The following is a 16,396-nucleotide window of genomic DNA, read 5'->3' as shown; positions in this document are numbered from 1 at the left end:
TCGCCGATCCCCTTCGTAGGTTGGGCCGGGCGGCGTTCCGCGAGCGCAGCGAAGCCCAACGCGCGGGGCCGAGGCCGGGAGATGTTGGGCTTCGCTCAGCTCAGCCACAACCTACGCAGGTGTGCTCCTTGTGGGGAGCGAATTCATTCGCGAAAACGGGCCACAGGCCCGCCCGTCACACGTTGTACTCCACCGGCGGAGGCGGCAGTTCGCCGATCAGCTCCTGCAGCCCCTCGGCCCAGCGGCGGCGGATGTCGGCGAAGTACTTGTCTTCCTCGGTCACTCGGTAGCCGGCCGGGATGATCAGGCTGTCGCGGTGGTAGACCAACAGGTCCAGCGGCATGCCCACCGACAGGTTGCTGCGGATAGTGGAGTCGAAGGACACCAGTGCGCAGCGCAGGCCCTCCTCCAGGTTGGTGTCGAACTCCAGGTTGCGGTCGAGGATGGGCTTGCCGTACTTGCTCTCCCCCAGCTGCAGGAAGGGCGTGTCTTCGGTGGCCTGGATGAAGTTGCCCTGCGGATAGATGCTGTAGAGGTCCGGCGGGTTGCCGGCGATCTGCCCGCCCACCAGCATGGAGCAGGTCAGGTCGGTGTTGCCAGCCAGTGTCACGCCGTCGCGGGCGATGACCTCGCGAATGGTTTCCGCCACCAGGGCCGTGGCGTCGTAGAGGGTGGGCACGGTGTGCAGGTTGGGGCCCTGGCCGTTCAGGCGTTGCTTGAGCAGGTTCACCACCGATTGCGAGGTGGCCAGGTTGCCCGCGCTCTGCAGCACGATCAGCCGTTCGCCGGTGACGCCGAAGGTGTAGAGCTTGCGGAAGGTAGCGATATGGTCAATCCCCGCGTTGGTCCGCGAGTCGGAAACGAACACCAGGCCCTCGGCCAGATGCATGGCGACGCAATAAGTCATGCAGATTCTCCTTGTTGTGACTCCCCACGCCTGGTGTCCGGCCACCGGGCCCGTTCGTGGGAACGGGCATGGGCAGCAAGCAGCGGCCGGCGCCGTGGGTAACCTGGGTGCTCCCCTTACTGCTCCTGGACCAGCAGCAGCGGCGGCGCGTCGACCTTGGCGTGCATCTGCTCGCCACCGCCGCCCCGGCGCATGCCGCGCACCGGGCAGGCGTCCAGGTAGTCCAGGCCCACCGCCAGTTTCAGATGGCGTTCGGGCCGGGCCAGATTGTTGGTCACATCGAAGCTGTACCAGGCATCCCCCAGCCAGGCCTCGGCCCAGGCGTGGCTGGCCAGGTTCTGGTCGTTGCCCTGGTACAGGTAGCCGGATACGAAGCGTGCCGGGATACCCAGGCTGCGGGCGCAGGCGAGGAAGGCGTGGGCGTGGTCCTGGCAGACCCCGGCGCGGCCGGCGAAGGCTTCGGCGGCGGTGCTGTCGACGCGGGTCACGCCTTTCTTGAAGGGCATATGCTCATGCAGGGCTTCCATCAGGTCGATCAGGCCGTTGCGGTCGCGGCGGTTGCCGCACTGGAGCGTGGCGAATTCGCGCAGGGCTTCGTCGGCGGTGGTCAGGTGGGTGAAACGCAGGAAGGGAAAGGCTGACTGCTGGTCGTGCTCGGCCTCGCGCTGCTCGTCGATCTCCACCTGGCCGCGAGCGCTGATGACAATGGCCTCGTGGGGCTCGTCCAGGGTCAGCACATGGAAGATATTGCCGAACGGATCGATCTGCGCCCGCACCGGGTGCGGCAGCGTCAGCTGCCAGTCGAGCACGTGCTGTCGTTCGCTTTCCTGCGGCGTCAGGCGCAGGTACTGGATGCTGGCGCGGACCTGATCGTCATAGCGGTAGGTGGTGTCGTGGCGGATGGAGAGTTTCATACAGCCTCCAGATACGAGCTGTGGATGGCCCGGGCCAGTTGGCGGACCAGCAGTATGAAGTCGGTGAGCCAGGTGTGCAGGCCCCCCTCGAGAATCTCGTCGATGGCGGTGTAGCGCAGGCGCGCGTCCAGCTCGGCGGCCAGGCGCTGGGCGGGCCGGCCGTTTTCACCCGGCAGGCCGGACAGGATGTCGTTCAATTCTTCCATGCAGGCGCGCAGCGAGCGCGGCACGTCGGCGCGCAGCAGCAGCAGTTCGGAGACCTGGCGGGCATCGGGGGAGCCGCGGTACACCTCCGTGTAGGCCTCGAAGGAGGACAGGGCGCGGAGCAAGGCGCTCCACTGGTAGTAGCCGCGAGCGGAGCTGTCGCTGACCTCCTCCGACTCCTCGCCGAACATTTCGTAGCGCGAGTCCAGCAGACGCAGGGTGTTGTCCGCCCGCTCGATGAAGGTGCCCAGGCGAATGAAGCAATAGGCCTCGCCACGCATGATGGTGCCGTAGGTAGCACCACGGAACAGGTGCGAGCGCTCCTTCACCCACTCGCAGAAACGGCTGATGCCGTAGCGTCCAAGCCCCTCATTGGAAATGCTCAGCATCTCCAGCCAGGTGGCGTTGATGTTCTCCCAGATATCCGCGGTGATCCGCCCGCGCACGGCATGGGCGTTGATCCGCGCTGCGCGCAGGCAGCTGTAGATGCTCGCCTGGTTGTCGGGGTCGAGGGCGAAGAAATGCAGCATGCGCGCAGCGTTCAGCTCACCATGACGCTCCTGGTAAAGCTCCAGGGTGCCGGTGCTGAGCAGGGACATGGCCAGCTCATCCAGGCCATGTCCCTGACCGTCCTGTGGCATAAGTGACAGCGAGTAACTGACGTCGAGCATGCGCGCGAGGTTCTCCGCGCGCTCCAGGTAGCGGGACATCCAGTAGAGTTCGGAGGCAGTTCTACTCAGCATGATCAGTCCTCCACCACCCAGGTGTCCTTGGTGCCGCCGCCCTGGGACGAATTCACCACCAGCGAGCCCTCGCGCAGCGCCACGCGGGTCAGGCCGCCGGGCACCAGGCGGGTCTCCCGGCCGGAGAGCACGAAGGGCCGCAGGTCGATGTGGCGCGGTGCGATGCCCTGCTCGACGAAGGTCGGGCAGGTGGACAGGCAGAGGGTCGGCTGGGCGATATAGGCCTCGGGGCGCGCCTTCAGGCGCTCGCGGAAGCTCTCGATCTCCGCGGCGCTCGCCGCCGGGCCCACCAGCATGCCGTAGCCGCCGGAGCCCTGGGTTTCCTTGACCACCAGCTCGGGCAGGTGGGCCAGCACATGGGACAGGTCCTCGGGCTTGCGACATTGCCAGGTCGGCACGTTCTTCAGGATGGGTTCCTCGGCCAGGTAGAAGCGGATCATCTCGCCGACATAGGGGTAGATGGACTTGTCGTCCGCCACCCCGGTGCCGATGGCATTGGCCAGCACCACGTTGCCGGAGCGGTAGGCGGCCAGCAGGCCGGGTACGCCGAGCATGGATTCGGGGTTGAAGGCCAACGGATCGAGGAAGGCGTCATCCAGCCGGCGGTAGATCACATCCACCGGCTGCGGACCTGCGGTGGTGCGCATGAACACGCGGTCGTCGCGGACGAAGAGGTCGGCCCCTTCCACCAGTTCCACGCCCATCTCTCGGGCGAGGAAGGCGTGCTCGAAGTAGGCGCTGTTGAAACGCCCCGGTGTCAGCACCACCACGCTGGGGTTGTCCAGGGGGCTCGAGCTCTTCAGGGTGTCCAGCAGCAGGCTCGGGTAATGGTCGATGGGAGCGATGCGCTGGGCCGCGAAGAGTTCGGGGAACAGCCGCATCATCATCTTGCGGTCTTCCAGCATGTAGCTGACGCCGCTGGGGGTACGCAGGTTGTCCTCCAGCACGTAGTAGCTGCCATCACCATCGCGGACCAGGTCGACTCCGGCGATATGGGCGTAGATATCGCGGTGCAGGTCGAGGCCCTGCATGGCGATCTGGTAACCCTCGTTGGCCAGGAGCTGTTCGGCCGGAATGATCCCGGCCTTGATGATCCGCTGCTCATGGTAAAGGTCGGCGAGGAACAGGTTCAGCGCCTTGACGCGCTGGATGCAGCCCTTCTCCACCGCCCGCCATTCGCTCATGGGAATGGATCGGGGAATGGTGTCGAAAGGGATCAGGCGCTCGGTCCCCTGCTCGTCGCCGTAGAGGGTGAAGGTGATACCGGCGCGGTGGAACAGCAGGTCGGCATCGCGGCGTCGCTGCGCCAGCAATTCTGGCGGTGTGTCAGCCAGCCAGCGTGCGAATTCCCGGTAGTGCGAACGGCATTCGCCACTCGCGTCATACATCTCGTCATAAAAAGTGCGGGACATGCCTAACTCCTTGTCGCCACGGGCTAATGCGCAGTCGCAAGCCCCGTGCCATCGCAACAACTGTTTGCTTTTCAACAATTTGCAGCTCACGCGCAGTCGTCACGCCCCAGACTGGTGCAGCTCCTGGAGAGGAACAGCCAGCCCCGCCCTATTTAGCGGCGGTTAAGGATTGGACGAATTGCAACGGCGAGGCGTTCCACGGGCCAGTGCCCGCGAGCACCGCCATCCCTGGAACTGACAGTCTAGACCGGCCTAACGCAGCCCCTAGGGTTGGATTGTTCTATGCATATGTTGCGATTTGGAATTTAGACTATAGCGATCCGACCTATGGCCCTGGATCGCGCACTGCAGGGGAGATGGTCGGGTCGTGTTTCACCACCTTCGGCGGCCCTCCATACTTGCCTCATTGATGTGCCTGCGCCTGCCCCACGAGGGATTCCCGCCATGCTCACCATCGGAGACAAGCTGCCTGCGTTCGACCTGCTGGCAGTGGACCACGACTCGGAACGTGCCCCCAGCCCGGACACGGCTTTCAAGCGGCTCAACCAGGACAGCTATCCCGGCAAATGGAAGGTGCTGTTCTTCTGGCCCAAAGACTTCACCTTCGTCTGCCCTACCGAGATCAAGGGTTATGGCGACCTGCTGGAGGCGTTCGGCGACCGCGACACCCAACTGATCGGCGCCTCCACCGACAGCGAGTTCGCCCACCTCGCCTGGCGGCGCGACCATCAGGACCTCAAGGGACAGAGCTTCCCCTGGCTGGCCGACATCAAGCGCGAACTGGCGGGGGCGCTGGGCATACTCGACCGCAACGAAGGCGTGGCCCTGCGCGCCACCTTCATCGTCGACCCGGACAACCGCATCCGCCACATCTCGGTCAACGACCTCTCGGTGGGCCGCAACCCGCAGGAAACCCTGCGCCTGCTCGACGCCCTGCAGACCGACGAACTCTGCCCCTGCAACTGGCACAAAGGCGAGGCCACCATCCGTTTTTGAGGCAGGCGCTGCCCCTTGCGGGAGATTCCCTGTAGGGGCGAATTCATTCGCCAAGGGCGGCGCAGCTGCCCCGTCAGGTTCCCATGGACAGTCCTTCGGACTGCTTGGCGAATGAATTCGCCCCTACAGAAAAAGCAGCTTCGCCCACAGGTAAATCCCTCGTTTATTCCCCCGCCAGCGCCCTTCCTTGTCAGCCCCAAAGCCCCGAACTACGCTGCTCAATGCGAGTAGCAGCCGTATTTTTCGGCTTGCTTTCAGCGCACCGCCAGCGGCACGCAGTTCCGCCGAACAGGCTCCGCACGTCATGTACAACAGGAGTCGACAATGCCTTCGCTCAAACCCGCGATTCTCTCTTTCGCCGTCAGTTGCGCCTGCCTCATCGCCTCCGCCCAGGCCGCCGAACCGCTGAAGCAACTCGGCAAGACCGAGGGCGCCCTGGATATCATCGCCTGGCCCGGCTACATCGAGCGCGGGGAAACGGACAAGAACTACGACTGGGTCACCCCGTTCGAGAAAGAAACCGGCTGCAAGGTCAACGTGAAGACCGCCGCCACTTCCGACGAGATGGTCAGCCTGATGGCCAAGGGCGGCTACGACCTGGTCACCGCCTCCGGCGACGCCTCCCTGCGCCTGATCTTTGGCAAGCGCGTGCAGCCGGTCAACATTGCGCTGATCCCCAACTGGAAGACCGTCGACGAGCGACTCCAGGACGCCCCCTGGCACACGGTGAACGGCCTTCACTACGGCACTCCCTACCAGTGGGGCCCGAACCTGCTGATGTACAACACCAAGCTGTTCAAGCAGGCGCCGGACAGCTGGGCGGTGGTCTTCGAGCCGCAGGAGTTGGCCGACGGCAAGAGCAACAAGGGCCGCGTGCAGGCCTATGACGGCCCCATCTACATTGCCGACGCCGCCCTCTACCTGAGATCCGCCAAGCCGGAACTGGGCATCCAGGACCCCTACCAGCTGACCGAGGAGCAGTACGCCGCCGCGCTGGACCTGCTGCGCAAGCAGCACAGCCTGGTGCACCGCTACTGGCATGACGCGACCGTACAGATGAGCGACTTCAAGAACGAAGGCGTGGCCGCTGCCAGTACCTGGGGCTACATGGCCAACACCCTGAAGGCCGAGAAGCAGCCGGTGGAAACCGTGGTGCCGAAGGAAGGGGTCACGGGCTGGGCCGACACCACCATGCTGCATGTGGATGCCAAGCACCCGAACTGCGCCTACAAGTGGATGAACTGGTCCCTGGAGCCCAAGCTGCAAGGTGACCTGGCCGCCTGGTTCGGTTCCCTGCCAGTGGTCGCCAAGGGCTGCACCAGCAGCGAACTCCTAGGCTCCGGCGGCTGCGCCACCAACGGCTACGACCAGTTCGACAAGATCGCCTTCTGGAAAACCCCGGACGCCCAGGGCGGCAAGTTCGTGCCCTACAGCCGCTGGACCCAGGACTACATCGCGATCATGGGAGGGCGCTGATTTCTCCCCTCGCCCTCTGGGAGAGGGGCCGGGGGAGAGGGTTGCCCAGCCCGGTGTGGCCCTCTCCCCAACCCTCTCCCGCAAGCGGGAGAGGGGGGCTGGTCCGAATAACCCTGAACCGCCGAGCGGCTGAAGTTTCCCTAACCCCACCCCTCTCCCGGAGGGAGAGGGCGCAAAGCCCTCCGGAGCCATGCCCATGACCACAGCCGTCCAGTTCACCGATGTCTGCCGCCATTACGGCGACGTGAAGGCGGTCGACCGGGTGTCCATCGAAATCCGCGACGGCGAGTTCTTCTCCATGCTCGGCCCGTCGGGCTCGGGCAAGACCACCTGCCTGCGCCTGATCGCCGGCTTCGAGCAACCCACGTCCGGCTCCATCCGCATCCATGGCGCGGAGGCCGCCGGTCTGCCGCCCTACGAGCGCGACGTCAACACCGTGTTCCAGGACTACGCGCTGTTCCCGCACATGAACGTGCGCGACAACGTCGCCTACGGGCTCAAGGTGAAAGGCGTGGCCAAGGCCGAGCGCCTGGGCCGCGCCGAAGAGGCCCTCGGGATGGTCGCCCTGCCCGGCTATGGCGACCGGAAACCCGCGCAGCTTTCCGGCGGCCAGCGCCAGCGCGTGGCCCTCGCCCGTGCCCTGATCAACCGCCCGCGCGTGCTGCTGCTGGACGAGCCCCTGGGCGCGCTCGACCTCAAGCTGCGCGAGCAGATGCAGGTGGAGCTGAAGAAGCTGCAGCGCCAGCTGGGCATCACCTTCATCTTCGTCACCCACGACCAGGGCGAGGCGTTGTCCATGTCCGACCGGGTGGCCGTGTTCAACAAGGGGCGCATCGAGCAGGTGGACAGCCCGCAGAACCTCTACCGCCAGCCACGCACCCGTTTCGTCGCCGAGTTCGTCGGTACCGCCAATGTGCTGCATGGCGACCTGGCCCAGCGCCTCACCGGCAGTGGCGGTTCCTTCTCGCTGCGCCCGGAGCATGTGCGCTTCGGCAACGCGGCCGATGGCGAGCTGCAAGTCAGGGGCACTGTCCACGATGTGCAGTACCTGGGCGCCAGCAGCCGCTACGAACTCAACCTGGACGGCGGTGGGCGCCTGGCGATCAGCCTGCCTAACGGCGAAGAGCCGGACCGGGCCCGCCCGCAACCCGGCCAGCAGGTGCAAGCCTGCTGGGCCCGCAGCGCGATGGTCGCGCTGAGCGAGTAGGCTCATGGACGCCGCCATCGCCAGCCACCGCAGCGGACCGCTGCGCGGGCTCTCCAGCCTGCTCTACCGGCGCTCTACCCTCTACCTGCTGCTGCTCCTGACGCCGCCCCTGCTCTGGTTCGGCGTGGTCTACGTAGGCTCCCTGTTCGCCCTGCTCTGGCAGAGCTTCTACACCTTCGACGACTTCACCATGGCGGTGACGCCGGAGCTGACGCTGGCCAACTACGCCGCACTGCTCAACCCGGCCAACTACGACATCATCCTGCGCACCCTCGCCATGGCCATCGCCGTGAGCCTGGCCAGCGCCGTGCTGGCCTTCCCCATCGCCTACTACATGGCGCGCTTCGCCTCTCCCAGGGAGAAGGCGTTCTTCTACATCGCCGTGATGCTGCCGATGTGGGCCAGCTATATCGTCAAGGCCTACGCCTGGACAGTGATACTGGCCAAGGGCGGGATCTTCTACTGGCTGGTCCAGCAGCTGCACCTGGAGGGATTCCTGGGCAGCCTGCTGACCCTGCCGGGCGTGGGTGGCAACACCCTGTCCACCTCGCACTTCGGGCGCTTCCTGGTCTTCACCTATATCTGGCTGCCCTTCATGATCCTGCCGATCCAGGCCTCCCTGGAGCGCCTTCCGCCCTCGCTGCTGCAGGCCTCGGCGGACCTCGGCGCCAGGCCCCGGCAGACCTTCGCCCAGGTCATCCTGCCGCTGGCCTTTCCCGGCGTGGTGGCCGGCTCCATCTTCACCTTCAGCCTGACCCTGGGCGACTTCATCATCCCGCAGCTGGTGGGCCCCAGCGGCCTGTTCATCGGCACCATGGTCTACGTGCAGCAGGGCTCGGTGGGCAACATCCCGCTGGCGGCGGCCTTCACGCTGGTGCCGATCGTGCTGATCGCCATCTACCTGTCCATCGCCAAGCGGCTGGGGGCCTTCGATGCACTCTGAACGAGCTTCCTGGTGGCTCCGGATCGCCGCCTGGGGCGGGCTGGCGTTCCTGCACTTCCCGATCCTGGTGATCCTGCTCTACGCCTTCAACACCGAAGAGTCGGCCTACAGCTTCCCGCTGCAGGGGTTCACCCTGAAATGGTTCGCCGTGGTCGGCGGCCGCGAGGACGTGCTGCAAGCCATCATCCTCTCCGCCAAGGTCGCCTGCATGGCAACCGCCCTGGCCATGGCGCTCGGCACCCTGGCCGCCGCCGCGCTCTACCGTCGCGACTTCTTCGGCAAGGAGAGCATCACCTTGATGCTGATCCTGCCCATCGCCCTGCCCGGGATCATCACCGGCATCGCCCTGCTTTCGGCGTTCAAGACCCTGGGGATCGAGCCCGGCATCTTCACCATAGTGGTGGGCCATGCGACCTTCTGCGTGGTGATCGTCTACAACAACGTGATCGCGCGCTTCCGCCGAACTTCCCACAGCCTGATCGAAGCCTCCATGGACCTGGGCGCCGACGGCTGGCAGACGTTCCGCTACATCATCCTGCCGAACATCGCCACTGCCCTGCTGGCCGGCGGGATGCTCGCCTTCGCGCTGTCATTCGACGAGATCATCGTCACCACCTTCACCGCCGGCCACGAACAGACCCTGCCCCTCTGGCTGCTCAGCCAGCTCAGCCGCCCCCGCGACGTACCGGTGACCAACGTCGTGGCGCTGCTGGTGATGCTCGTCACCATGCTGCCCATCCTCGGCGCCTATTACCTGACGCGTGGGACCGAGACGGTGGCGGGAGGTGGGAAGTGAGACGGCTTGCCCCCTCTCCGCCGCTTTTCTCCCCTCTCCCGCTTGCGGGGCAAAGAGGCACGCTTTTGGAAGCACTGCTTCCAGTGCCGATGAGCGCCAGATCGCGAAGCGATCTGGCTGGGGCGCGGGCCGGGGGAGAGGGCAACGAAGCCAGATCCGGAACACGCGGCTGCCGAACAACCCGCAGCCCTCTCCCTAACCCTCTCCCAGAGGGAGAGGGGACAAAAGCGAGGACCCCACTATGCAAACCAAACTGCTGATCAACGGCCAGTTCGCCGCTGGCGAAGGCGAAGCGCTGGACGTGCTCAACCCCGCCACCGGTGCGGTACTGGTGAATATCCCCGAAGCCAGCGAAGCCCAGGTGGACGCCGCGGTGCGCGCCGCCCATGCAGCCTTCGAAGGCTGGGCCCGGACCTCCCCGAGAGACCGCGCCACCCTGCTGCTGAAACTGGCGGACCGGATCGAAAGCCATGCCGAAGAGCTGGCCAGGCTGGAATCGGACAACTGCGGCAAGCCCTACGCCGCCGCGCTGAATGACGAGATCCCCGCAATTGCCGACGTGTTCCGTTACTTCGCCGGCGCCGGCCGCTGCCTCACCGGCTCGGCGGCCGGGGAATACCTCCCGGGCTTCACCTCGATGATCCGCCGCGACCCGATCGGCGTGATCGCCTCCATCGCACCCTGGAACTACCCGCTGATGATGGCTGCCTGGAAGCTCGGCCCAGCGCTCGCCGCCGGCAATACCGTGGTGCTAAAGCCCTCCGAGCAGACCCCGCTGACCGCCCTGCGCCTGGCCGACTTCATCAACGAGCTGCTGCCGCCCGGCGTGGTCAATATCGTCCTCGGACGCGGCCCGACCGTGGGCAGCCCGCTGGTGTCGCACCCGCTGGTGCGCATGGTCTCACTCACCGGCTCGGTGGGCACCGGCAAGGCCATCATCCGCAGCGCCGCCGAGAGCGTGAAACGCACCCATATGGAGCTGGGCGGCAAGGCGCCGGTGCTGGTGTTCGATGACGCCGACATCGCCGATGTGGTGGCCGGCATCCGCACCTTTGGTTTCTACAACGCCGGGCAGGACTGCACCGCCGCCTGCCGCATCTACGCCGGCAAGAAGATCTACGACAACTTCGTGGCCGACCTGGCCAATGCGGTGTCCAGCCTCAAGACCGGCCTGCAGAACGACCCCGCGACCGAACTCGGCCCGCTGATCACCCAGAGCCAGCGCGAGCGGGTGGCCGGCTTCGTCGATCGTGCCCGTGCCGAGTCGCATATCCAGATCGCCACCGGCGGCAAGGCGGTAGCCGGCAGCGGCTTCTTCTACGAACCCACGGTCGTGGCCCATGCGAAACAGGATGACGAGATAGTGCAGCGGGAGGTCTTCGGCCCGGTAGTCACGGTCACGCCCTTCAGCGACGTGGACGAGGCGGTGCGCTGGGCCAACGACTCCGACTACGGCCTGGCCTCATCGGTCTGGACCCGCGACATAGGCCGCGCCGCCGCCGTGGCCTCGCGCCTGCAATACGGCTGTACCTGGATCAACACCCACTTCATGCTCACCAACGAAATGCCCCACGGCGGCTTCAAGCAGTCCGGCTACGGCAAGGACCTGTCCATGTACGGCCTGGAGGACTACACGGTGGTGAGGCATGTGATGATCCGGCACTAGAGGCCAGGCGCGCGCCCGGGGCATCCTTGTGGGGGCGAATTCATTCGCTAAGGGCTGCGTAGCAGCCCCCTTGCAACCTCTATGGCCGAACCTTCGGTCCGGTTAGCGAATGAATTCGCCCCCACAGGAAAAGCATCAGCCGAAAGCCAGGTCCAGCCAACGCCGATAGAAACCCTCCGCCACCTGGTTCAGCGCCGCCACCTTGGCAGGCAGGTCGTCGAGCATTCGTGCCCTGGCCTGCTGGCTGGGCTGGGTTTCATCCAGCAGGTGGGCCCAGTCGGTCAGCCAGAGGCGCACCAGATCCTCGGTCATCTCCGGGTGGCCCTGCAGGGCCAGCTGCCGGTCGCCCCAGGAGAAGCCCTGGTTGGGGCACCAGGGGCTGTCCATCAGCCACTGGGCGCCATCGGGCAGGTCGAAGGTGTCGCTGTGCCACTGATAGATGGAGAACTCGCTCGGCAGGTGCTCCAACCAGGGGTTGTCGCTGGCCTGGGCGCGTTTTTCCAGCGGTTGCCAGCCGATCTCGGTATAGGGCATGCGGTGCACCGAGGCGCCCAGGGCGCGGGCCAGCAGCTGACCGCCCAGGCAATGGCCGATCATGGGCACATCGCGCGCGATAAAGTGCCGCAATGCGCCGATTTCCGCCCCGATCCAGGGTAACGGGTCGTTGACGCTCATGGGCCCGCCCATGATGGCCACGGCCTTGGGCCGGTCCAGGTCATAGCCCTCCAGTTCGCCCTGGTCGGCGCGCAACACGGTGAAGTCGCGCTGCTCGCGATCCAGCACGGCAGCGAGGTAGCCGGGCGGGCAGAAATCCGCGTGAGTCAATATCAGGATGTCGGTCATGGGTTCCCCTCCGTTGGCGGAGTCTGAGGCAAAGGCCATGCCGAGGTCGAGTAAAGGAAGCCTATGTTTCTGCTGGGGCTCTGCGAGCCAGAGGGGGAAAGGGAAACCAGCCGGGAATTTGTCCGGAATGCCCGGTTCGCGGCGGGCCGGCCGCCACGAACCGGGGTTGCTTCAAGGCCGCGTGACGGCGACTTCCTGAGTCACGCCCCAACCGTCGAGCACGCCCCCCAGGGGAACCACCAGGGCCTCCAGGTCGTGCTCGAAATCACCGATTCCAGAATGAGTGGCATACATGACCTTGCTCACCTGCAGGTGCCAGGCCCCATCGGCGCGAACCGATACCTGGGCATTCAAGGACTCGCCACGGAAGTTTTTCGCTGCCATTCGCGCCCGGTCCTCATCGGGGAAAATGGCGTAGAACTCAATCGGATGGACACGGGCAAAATCGAACCCGCCCTCTTTCATGCGGCGCAGGAGATTGCTGCTGACATCATCGTGGAAGGCTGTGCTCATGAAACGACCTCCTCTTAGCGATGGATGAGTTTTTCCGCTTGTTCCGCTTCGTTCCGCTTTCCGAGAAGCCGGGGGGTCCGGCTTCGCGACACCATGCAGTGCCGCCCCCGAGCCAGCCCTGAAGACACACAGCGCCAGACTCTGACCGGGCCCCGCGCGGACCCGGCCACTGATTCACTCGTCGAGTGATCCTGCAGCTTTCATTTTGCAGGGTAGCGCCAGAGCGGCAGGTCTGCCGACCGGTTGGACAAATTGACGCAAAAGTTGCGACAGGCGGCGTTCATGCCTGATCCGCCAGGAAATTGGCCTTTTGCTCGACAAAAACGCCAGGGCGTTGGACAGCACCAGCTTGCCGACGGCGATATTGCCGCCGACCCGTAGCAAGGACAGCGCGAGACAGGCATAGGCGAAGAGCCGGGTCATGCGAGCATCCTTGCTGGGTGACGGCTGCAGCCACGCCTGACGAGGAGCTGACTGCAATGTCAGGTTGTGTCACGTAGTAACGCCCACTCTTGTAGGAGCGAGCTCGCTCGCGAACAGACCGAGCACGACGTTTCGCGAGCAAGCTCGCTCCTACATCAAGCTCCCCCTCCCTCCGGGAGAGGCCTAAACCCCACTGAGAACCTTCATGATTCCCCGGTTCATCCATGCCGGCGAAACCTGCCCCGACCAGTACATCAGCCGGAACAGCCAGCTCACCGGCCGGTGCACTGCCGCGCCCTGCGCCTGCTGCCAGGCGGCCCGGGCTATGTCCTCAGCGTCCAGATTCACCCCGAGGCGGCGCAGCACCGGCGGTTCGAAGCATTGGCTGCTAACCATGGGCGTACGCACGAAGGGCGGCATCAGGTCGCCGACGCGGATGCCATGGCGGTGCCATTCCAGCTCCAGGGCCTCGGTGAAGCCGCGCACGGCGAACTTCGAGGCCGAGTAGCTGGCCATGTGCGGCGTGCCATACAGGCCCGACGCCGACCCCATATTGATGACCTGGGCGCCACGGGTGGCCTTGAGGTAGGCAAAGGCGGCGTGGGTCACCTGCACCAGCCCCAGCACGTTGATGTTCAGGATGCGCGCATGCTCGGCCATCCCGATCTCCTCGAAATGGCCGAAACGCAGTACGCCCGCACAATTGAACAGCAGCCGCAACTGGCCGGCGTGGCGGCCGCAGAAGTCCTCCAGGGCGGCTTCGACGGCGGCGAGATCGGTCACGTCCAGCGCACGGTGCCAGACGCCGCCCAGGGCGGCGGCCTGGGTCGCGAGCGCTTCAGGGTTGAGGTCGATCAGACCCACCTGCCAGCCGCGCTCATGGAACAGCCGGGCGGTGGCGGCGCCGATGCCAGAGGCGGCGCCGGTAATCAGGATGTTGTCCATCTCAGGCCTCCTCCCCCTCGTCCACACGCTTGCAGATGAAGTCCGCCGCGCTGGCCAGGGCCTGGTCCGCCGTGCGCAACAGCCCGGCGTGGGCCTGGAACACATGCCAGAGGCCCGGGTAGCGCTCCAGCCGCACCCAGCCGCCGGCCGCGCGCACCCGCTCGGCCAGGTGCAGGCTGTCGTCGCGCAGCACCTCGTCCTCGGCCACCTGCACCAGCATCGGCGCCAGGGCGGAAAGGTCGGCGAACAGCGGCGACAGTGCCGGATCGCGGCGATCCATGCCGGGCGGGCAATACAGGTCCATCGCCTGCTCCACCCAGGCCGGATGGATCAACGGGTCGCCCGCCGCCGGCCTGTGCTGGCGCGTGCCGCTGAGGTCGGTCACCGGCGAGAAGCACAGCAGTCCCGCCGGTTGCGGCAGGCCCTGGCGCTTGATCTCCAGGGCGGTGATCAGGCTCAGGTTGCCGCCCGCCGAATCTCCGCCGATGACGATCCTCGACGCCGGGAAACCCGCCGCCAGCAGCTCGCGGTAAGCGGCCAGGGCATCGTCCCGCGCGGTGGGAAAGGGGTGCTCCGGCGCCAACCGGTAATCCAGCGCGCACACCGCCACCCCGGCGCGCTTGGCAAGAGTCGCGGTAATGGCGCGGTGGGTGGCCGGCGAGCCGGTAATGAAAGCGCCGCCATGCAGGTAGAGCAGCACCACATGGCTACCGCCCTGGGGTCGGTACCACTCGCAGGGTCGCCCAGCCAGCCGCGCCGGCTGGCGCACCAGGCCACCCGGCGCCAGGGTGCTGGCGGTCAGTGCGCGCAGCACCAGGCGCTGCATGGCGACTGGCACGGGCGGCCGCATCAGGCCACGGAACAGCAGGCGCAAGGCGCCGCGCAGGGTCGTGCGTAGCAACGCCTGGCCCGGCTCCGGGGCAGTGAACTCAACGGGCGCATTCATAGTGGTCCAGCTCCAGTCGGCGAGTCAGTTGGCGGTAAGTGAAGGTGAAACCGGGCCAGTTGTTGGTGTTTTTTCCATCCGCGGTCTTGTACCAGCTGTTGCAGCCCTGCTCCCAGATGGAGTGGCGCACCTGTCGCTGCAGGTGCTGGTTGTAGGAGCGCTGCACGGCGGGCTTCAGGTCGAGGTAGCGCAGCCCCGGCTCGCCCAGCGCCTTGATGCCGTCCAGCACATAGGGGAACTGGCTCTCCAGCATATAGATGATCGAGTTGTGGCCCAGGTTGGTGTTCGGTCCGTAGAGGATGAACAGGTTGGGAAAGCCACTGACGCTGATGCCGAGGTAGGCCTCCGCGCCTTCCCGCCAGGCCTGGTTCAGGTCGCGTCCGGCCAGCCCGCGAATGCTCATGGGGGCGAGGAAGTCAGTGGCGGCGAAACCGGTGCCGAGGATGATGGCGTCCACCTCATGGCGCTGGCCGTCGGTGGTGACCAGGGCGTCATCCGTCACCTCGCGTATTCCGCCGTCGATCACCTCCACGTTGGGCCGCGCCAGGGCCGGGTAGAAGTCGTTGGATATCAGGATGCGCTTGCAACCCAGCGGGTAGTCCGGCTGCAGGCGCTTGCGTAGCGCGGCATCAGGGATGCCACGCGCCAGGTGGCGGTTGAACTTCAGCCGCATCAGCTTCATCAGCGGCGGGAACACCGAGAAGGCCAGCACCCGCGTCTCGTGCTGGATGTACTTGAGCATCCGGTCCAGCTTCTGCAGGCCCGGCAGGCGGCGCATGAGCGCCAGTTCCCAGGCCCGATAGGTGCGGTCGGGCTTCGGGATCACATAGGCCGCCGAGCGCTGGAACAGCTGCAGCCGCGCGACCTTCGGGGCGATCTGCGGGACGAACTGGATGGCGCTGGCGCCGGTGCCGATCACCGCCACGCGCTTGCCCTCCAGCGGGAAGCCATGGTTCCAGCGCGCCGAATGGAACAGCTCGCCCTTGAAGGCGTCCAGCCCCGGAATGCGCGGCCAGGCCGGGCGGTTCAACTGGCCGCAGGCGCTGACCAGGGCACGTGCCCTGAAGCGTTCGCCGTTCCGCGTACTCACCTGCCAGAGGCCGCTCGCTTCAATGAACTCGGCGCCCATCACCTCGCTGCCGAAGCAGATCTTCCGGCGCAGGCCGTACTTGTCCGCGCAATGGCGCTGGTAGGCGAAAATCTCTTCCTGCGGTGCGTACTTGCGTGACCAGTCAACCTTGGGTTCGAAGGAAAAGGAATAGAGGTGCGAAGGCACGTCGCAGGCCGCGCCGGGGTAGCTGTTGTCACGCCAGGTGCCGCCCACTTCGCTGCCCTTTTCCAGGATCAGGAAGTCTTCGATGCCGGCCTTCTGCAACTGGATGGCCAGGCCCAGGCCGCCGAAGCCGGCGCCGATGATCAGCACGTGCAAAGGCACGGGATGCTCGGGATTCTTACGCATTGT

General features: G+C 65.9%; 16 protein-coding genes. 6 read left to right on the top strand and 10 right to left on the bottom strand.

The genetic code is table 11. The annotated features are described in order from the left end of the window. Positions 1-175: 175 nt before the first annotated feature. From E8F12_RS08870 to E8F12_RS08855, 4 genes are all read right to left on the bottom strand, one after another. Complete coding sequence (locus E8F12_RS08870; protein WP_280324874.1) at positions 176-907, bottom strand: proteasome-type protease; 732 nt, start codon at positions 905-907, stop codon at positions 176-178. Between the two features lie 116 nt (positions 908-1,023). After that, entirely contained in the window at positions 1,024-1,821 is a 798-nt protein-coding gene (locus E8F12_RS08865) for a transglutaminase family protein (protein WP_280324873.1), read from the bottom strand. Next, positions 1,818-2,768 carry an alpha-E domain-containing protein gene (locus E8F12_RS08860; protein WP_280324872.1) on the bottom strand — a complete coding sequence of 317 codons (951 nt, stop codon included), beginning with the start codon at positions 2,766-2,768 and terminating at the stop codon, positions 1,818-1,820. The genes E8F12_RS08865 and E8F12_RS08860 overlap by 4 nt, the downstream gene beginning before the upstream one ends. A 2-nt stretch (positions 2,769-2,770) precedes the next feature. Further along, positions 2,771-4,180 carry a circularly permuted type 2 ATP-grasp protein gene (locus tag E8F12_RS08855; protein ID WP_280324871.1) on the bottom strand — a complete coding sequence of 470 codons (1,410 nt, stop codon included), beginning with the start codon at positions 4,178-4,180 and terminating at the stop codon, positions 2,771-2,773. 444 nt (positions 4,181-4,624) lie between these two features. Between E8F12_RS08855 and E8F12_RS08850 the strand changes: the two genes are divergently transcribed. From E8F12_RS08850 to E8F12_RS08825, 6 genes are all read left to right on the top strand, one after another. Continuing rightward, positions 4,625-5,176, top strand: coding sequence for a peroxiredoxin (locus tag E8F12_RS08850; protein ID WP_280324870.1), 552 nt, complete (start codon positions 4,625-4,627; stop codon positions 5,174-5,176). 324 nt (positions 5,177-5,500) lie between these two features. Then, positions 5,501-6,652, top strand: a complete 1,152-nt coding sequence (gene ydcS, locus E8F12_RS08845; protein WP_280324869.1) for a putative ABC transporter substrate-binding protein YdcS — start codon at positions 5,501-5,503, stop codon at positions 6,650-6,652. Positions 6,653-6,848: 196 nt separating this feature from the next. Next, positions 6,849-7,859 carry an ABC transporter ATP-binding protein gene (locus E8F12_RS08840; protein WP_280324868.1) on the top strand — a complete coding sequence of 337 codons (1,011 nt, stop codon included), beginning with the start codon at positions 6,849-6,851 and terminating at the stop codon, positions 7,857-7,859. 4 nt (positions 7,860-7,863) lie between these two features. Further along, a complete protein-coding gene (locus E8F12_RS08835; RefSeq protein WP_280324867.1) occupies positions 7,864-8,802 on the top strand; it encodes an ABC transporter permease in 939 nt (312 codons plus the stop codon). Continuing rightward, the gene (locus tag E8F12_RS08830) at positions 8,792-9,598 is read left to right on the top strand and encodes an ABC transporter permease (protein WP_280324866.1); all 807 of its coding nucleotides are present in this window, start codon (positions 8,792-8,794) and stop codon (positions 9,596-9,598) included. Before E8F12_RS08835 ends, E8F12_RS08830 begins: the two co-directional genes overlap by 11 nt. A 241-nt stretch (positions 9,599-9,839) precedes the next feature. After that, positions 9,840-11,264 carry a gamma-aminobutyraldehyde dehydrogenase gene (locus tag E8F12_RS08825; RefSeq protein WP_280324865.1) on the top strand — a complete coding sequence of 475 codons (1,425 nt, stop codon included), beginning with the start codon at positions 9,840-9,842 and terminating at the stop codon, positions 11,262-11,264. A gap of 135 nt (positions 11,265-11,399) precedes the next feature. Here the strand turns inward: E8F12_RS08825 and E8F12_RS08820 are convergent, their stop codons facing one another. From E8F12_RS08820 to E8F12_RS08795, 6 genes are all read right to left on the bottom strand, one after another. After that, a complete protein-coding gene (locus E8F12_RS08820) occupies positions 11,400-12,107 on the bottom strand; it encodes a type 1 glutamine amidotransferase (protein ID WP_280324864.1) in 708 nt (235 codons plus the stop codon). A 171-nt stretch (positions 12,108-12,278) separates the two neighbouring features. Further along, entirely contained in the window at positions 12,279-12,620 is a 342-nt protein-coding gene (locus E8F12_RS08815) for a ribonuclease E inhibitor RraB (RefSeq protein ID WP_280324863.1), read from the bottom strand. Between the two features lie 174 nt (positions 12,621-12,794). Next, positions 12,795-13,043, bottom strand: coding sequence for a hypothetical protein (locus tag E8F12_RS08810; protein ID WP_280324862.1), 249 nt, complete (start codon positions 13,041-13,043; stop codon positions 12,795-12,797). A gap of 183 nt (positions 13,044-13,226) precedes the next feature. Beyond that, the gene (locus E8F12_RS08805) at positions 13,227-13,988 is read right to left on the bottom strand and encodes an SDR family oxidoreductase (protein ID WP_280324861.1); all 762 of its coding nucleotides are present in this window, start codon (positions 13,986-13,988) and stop codon (positions 13,227-13,229) included. A gap of 1 nt (position 13,989) precedes the next feature. Continuing rightward, positions 13,990-14,934, bottom strand: coding sequence for an alpha/beta hydrolase (locus E8F12_RS08800; RefSeq protein ID WP_280324860.1), 945 nt, complete (start codon positions 14,932-14,934; stop codon positions 13,990-13,992). Continuing rightward, positions 14,918-16,393 (bottom strand): NAD(P)/FAD-dependent oxidoreductase, encoded by a 1,476-nt coding sequence (locus E8F12_RS08795; protein ID WP_280324859.1) that lies wholly within the window; start codon positions 16,391-16,393, stop codon positions 14,918-14,920. The genes E8F12_RS08800 and E8F12_RS08795 overlap by 17 nt, the downstream gene beginning before the upstream one ends. Positions 16,394-16,396 lie beyond the last annotated feature (3 nt).

This window comes from Pseudomonas sp. BN102, assembly GCF_029871245.1.
Taxonomy (GTDB): Bacteria; Pseudomonadota; Gammaproteobacteria; order Pseudomonadales; family Pseudomonadaceae; genus Metapseudomonas.
The sequence above is the reverse complement of the archived record's forward strand: the minus strand, read 5'-3'. Positions and strand labels throughout refer to the sequence as shown.

Excerpts from the sequence above, each read along its gene's own strand:
- E8F12_RS08870 (WP_280324874.1), bottom strand. The coding sequence starts at position 907 with ATGACTTATTGCGTCGCCATGCATCTGGCCGAGGGCCTGGTGTTCGTT.
- E8F12_RS08865 (WP_280324873.1), bottom strand. The coding sequence starts at position 1,821 with ATGAAACTCTCCATCCGCCACGACACCACCTACCGCTATGACGATCAG.
- E8F12_RS08860 (WP_280324872.1), bottom strand. The coding sequence starts at position 2,768 with ATGCTGAGTAGAACTGCCTCCGAACTCTACTGGATGTCCCGCTACCTG.
- E8F12_RS08855 (WP_280324871.1), bottom strand. The coding sequence starts at position 4,180 with ATGTCCCGCACTTTTTATGACGAGATGTATGACGCGAGTGGCGAATGC.
- E8F12_RS08850 (WP_280324870.1), top strand. The coding sequence starts at position 4,625 with ATGCTCACCATCGGAGACAAGCTGCCTGCGTTCGACCTGCTGGCAGTG.
- ydcS (WP_280324869.1), top strand. The coding sequence starts at position 5,501 with ATGCCTTCGCTCAAACCCGCGATTCTCTCTTTCGCCGTCAGTTGCGCC.
- E8F12_RS08840 (WP_280324868.1), top strand. The coding sequence starts at position 6,849 with ATGACCACAGCCGTCCAGTTCACCGATGTCTGCCGCCATTACGGCGAC.
- E8F12_RS08835 (WP_280324867.1), top strand. The coding sequence starts at position 7,864 with ATGGACGCCGCCATCGCCAGCCACCGCAGCGGACCGCTGCGCGGGCTC.
- E8F12_RS08830 (WP_280324866.1), top strand. The coding sequence starts at position 8,792 with ATGCACTCTGAACGAGCTTCCTGGTGGCTCCGGATCGCCGCCTGGGGC.
- E8F12_RS08825 (WP_280324865.1), top strand. The coding sequence starts at position 9,840 with ATGCAAACCAAACTGCTGATCAACGGCCAGTTCGCCGCTGGCGAAGGC.
- E8F12_RS08820 (WP_280324864.1), bottom strand. The coding sequence starts at position 12,107 with ATGACCGACATCCTGATATTGACTCACGCGGATTTCTGCCCGCCCGGC.
- E8F12_RS08815 (WP_280324863.1), bottom strand. The coding sequence starts at position 12,620 with ATGAGCACAGCCTTCCACGATGATGTCAGCAGCAATCTCCTGCGCCGC.
- E8F12_RS08810 (WP_280324862.1), bottom strand. The coding sequence starts at position 13,043 with ATGACCCGGCTCTTCGCCTATGCCTGTCTCGCGCTGTCCTTGCTACGG.
- E8F12_RS08805 (WP_280324861.1), bottom strand. The coding sequence starts at position 13,988 with ATGGACAACATCCTGATTACCGGCGCCGCCTCTGGCATCGGCGCCGCC.
- E8F12_RS08800 (WP_280324860.1), bottom strand. The coding sequence starts at position 14,934 with ATGAATGCGCCCGTTGAGTTCACTGCCCCGGAGCCGGGCCAGGCGTTG.
- E8F12_RS08795 (WP_280324859.1), bottom strand. The coding sequence starts at position 16,393 with ATGCGTAAGAATCCCGAGCATCCCGTGCCTTTGCACGTGCTGATCATC.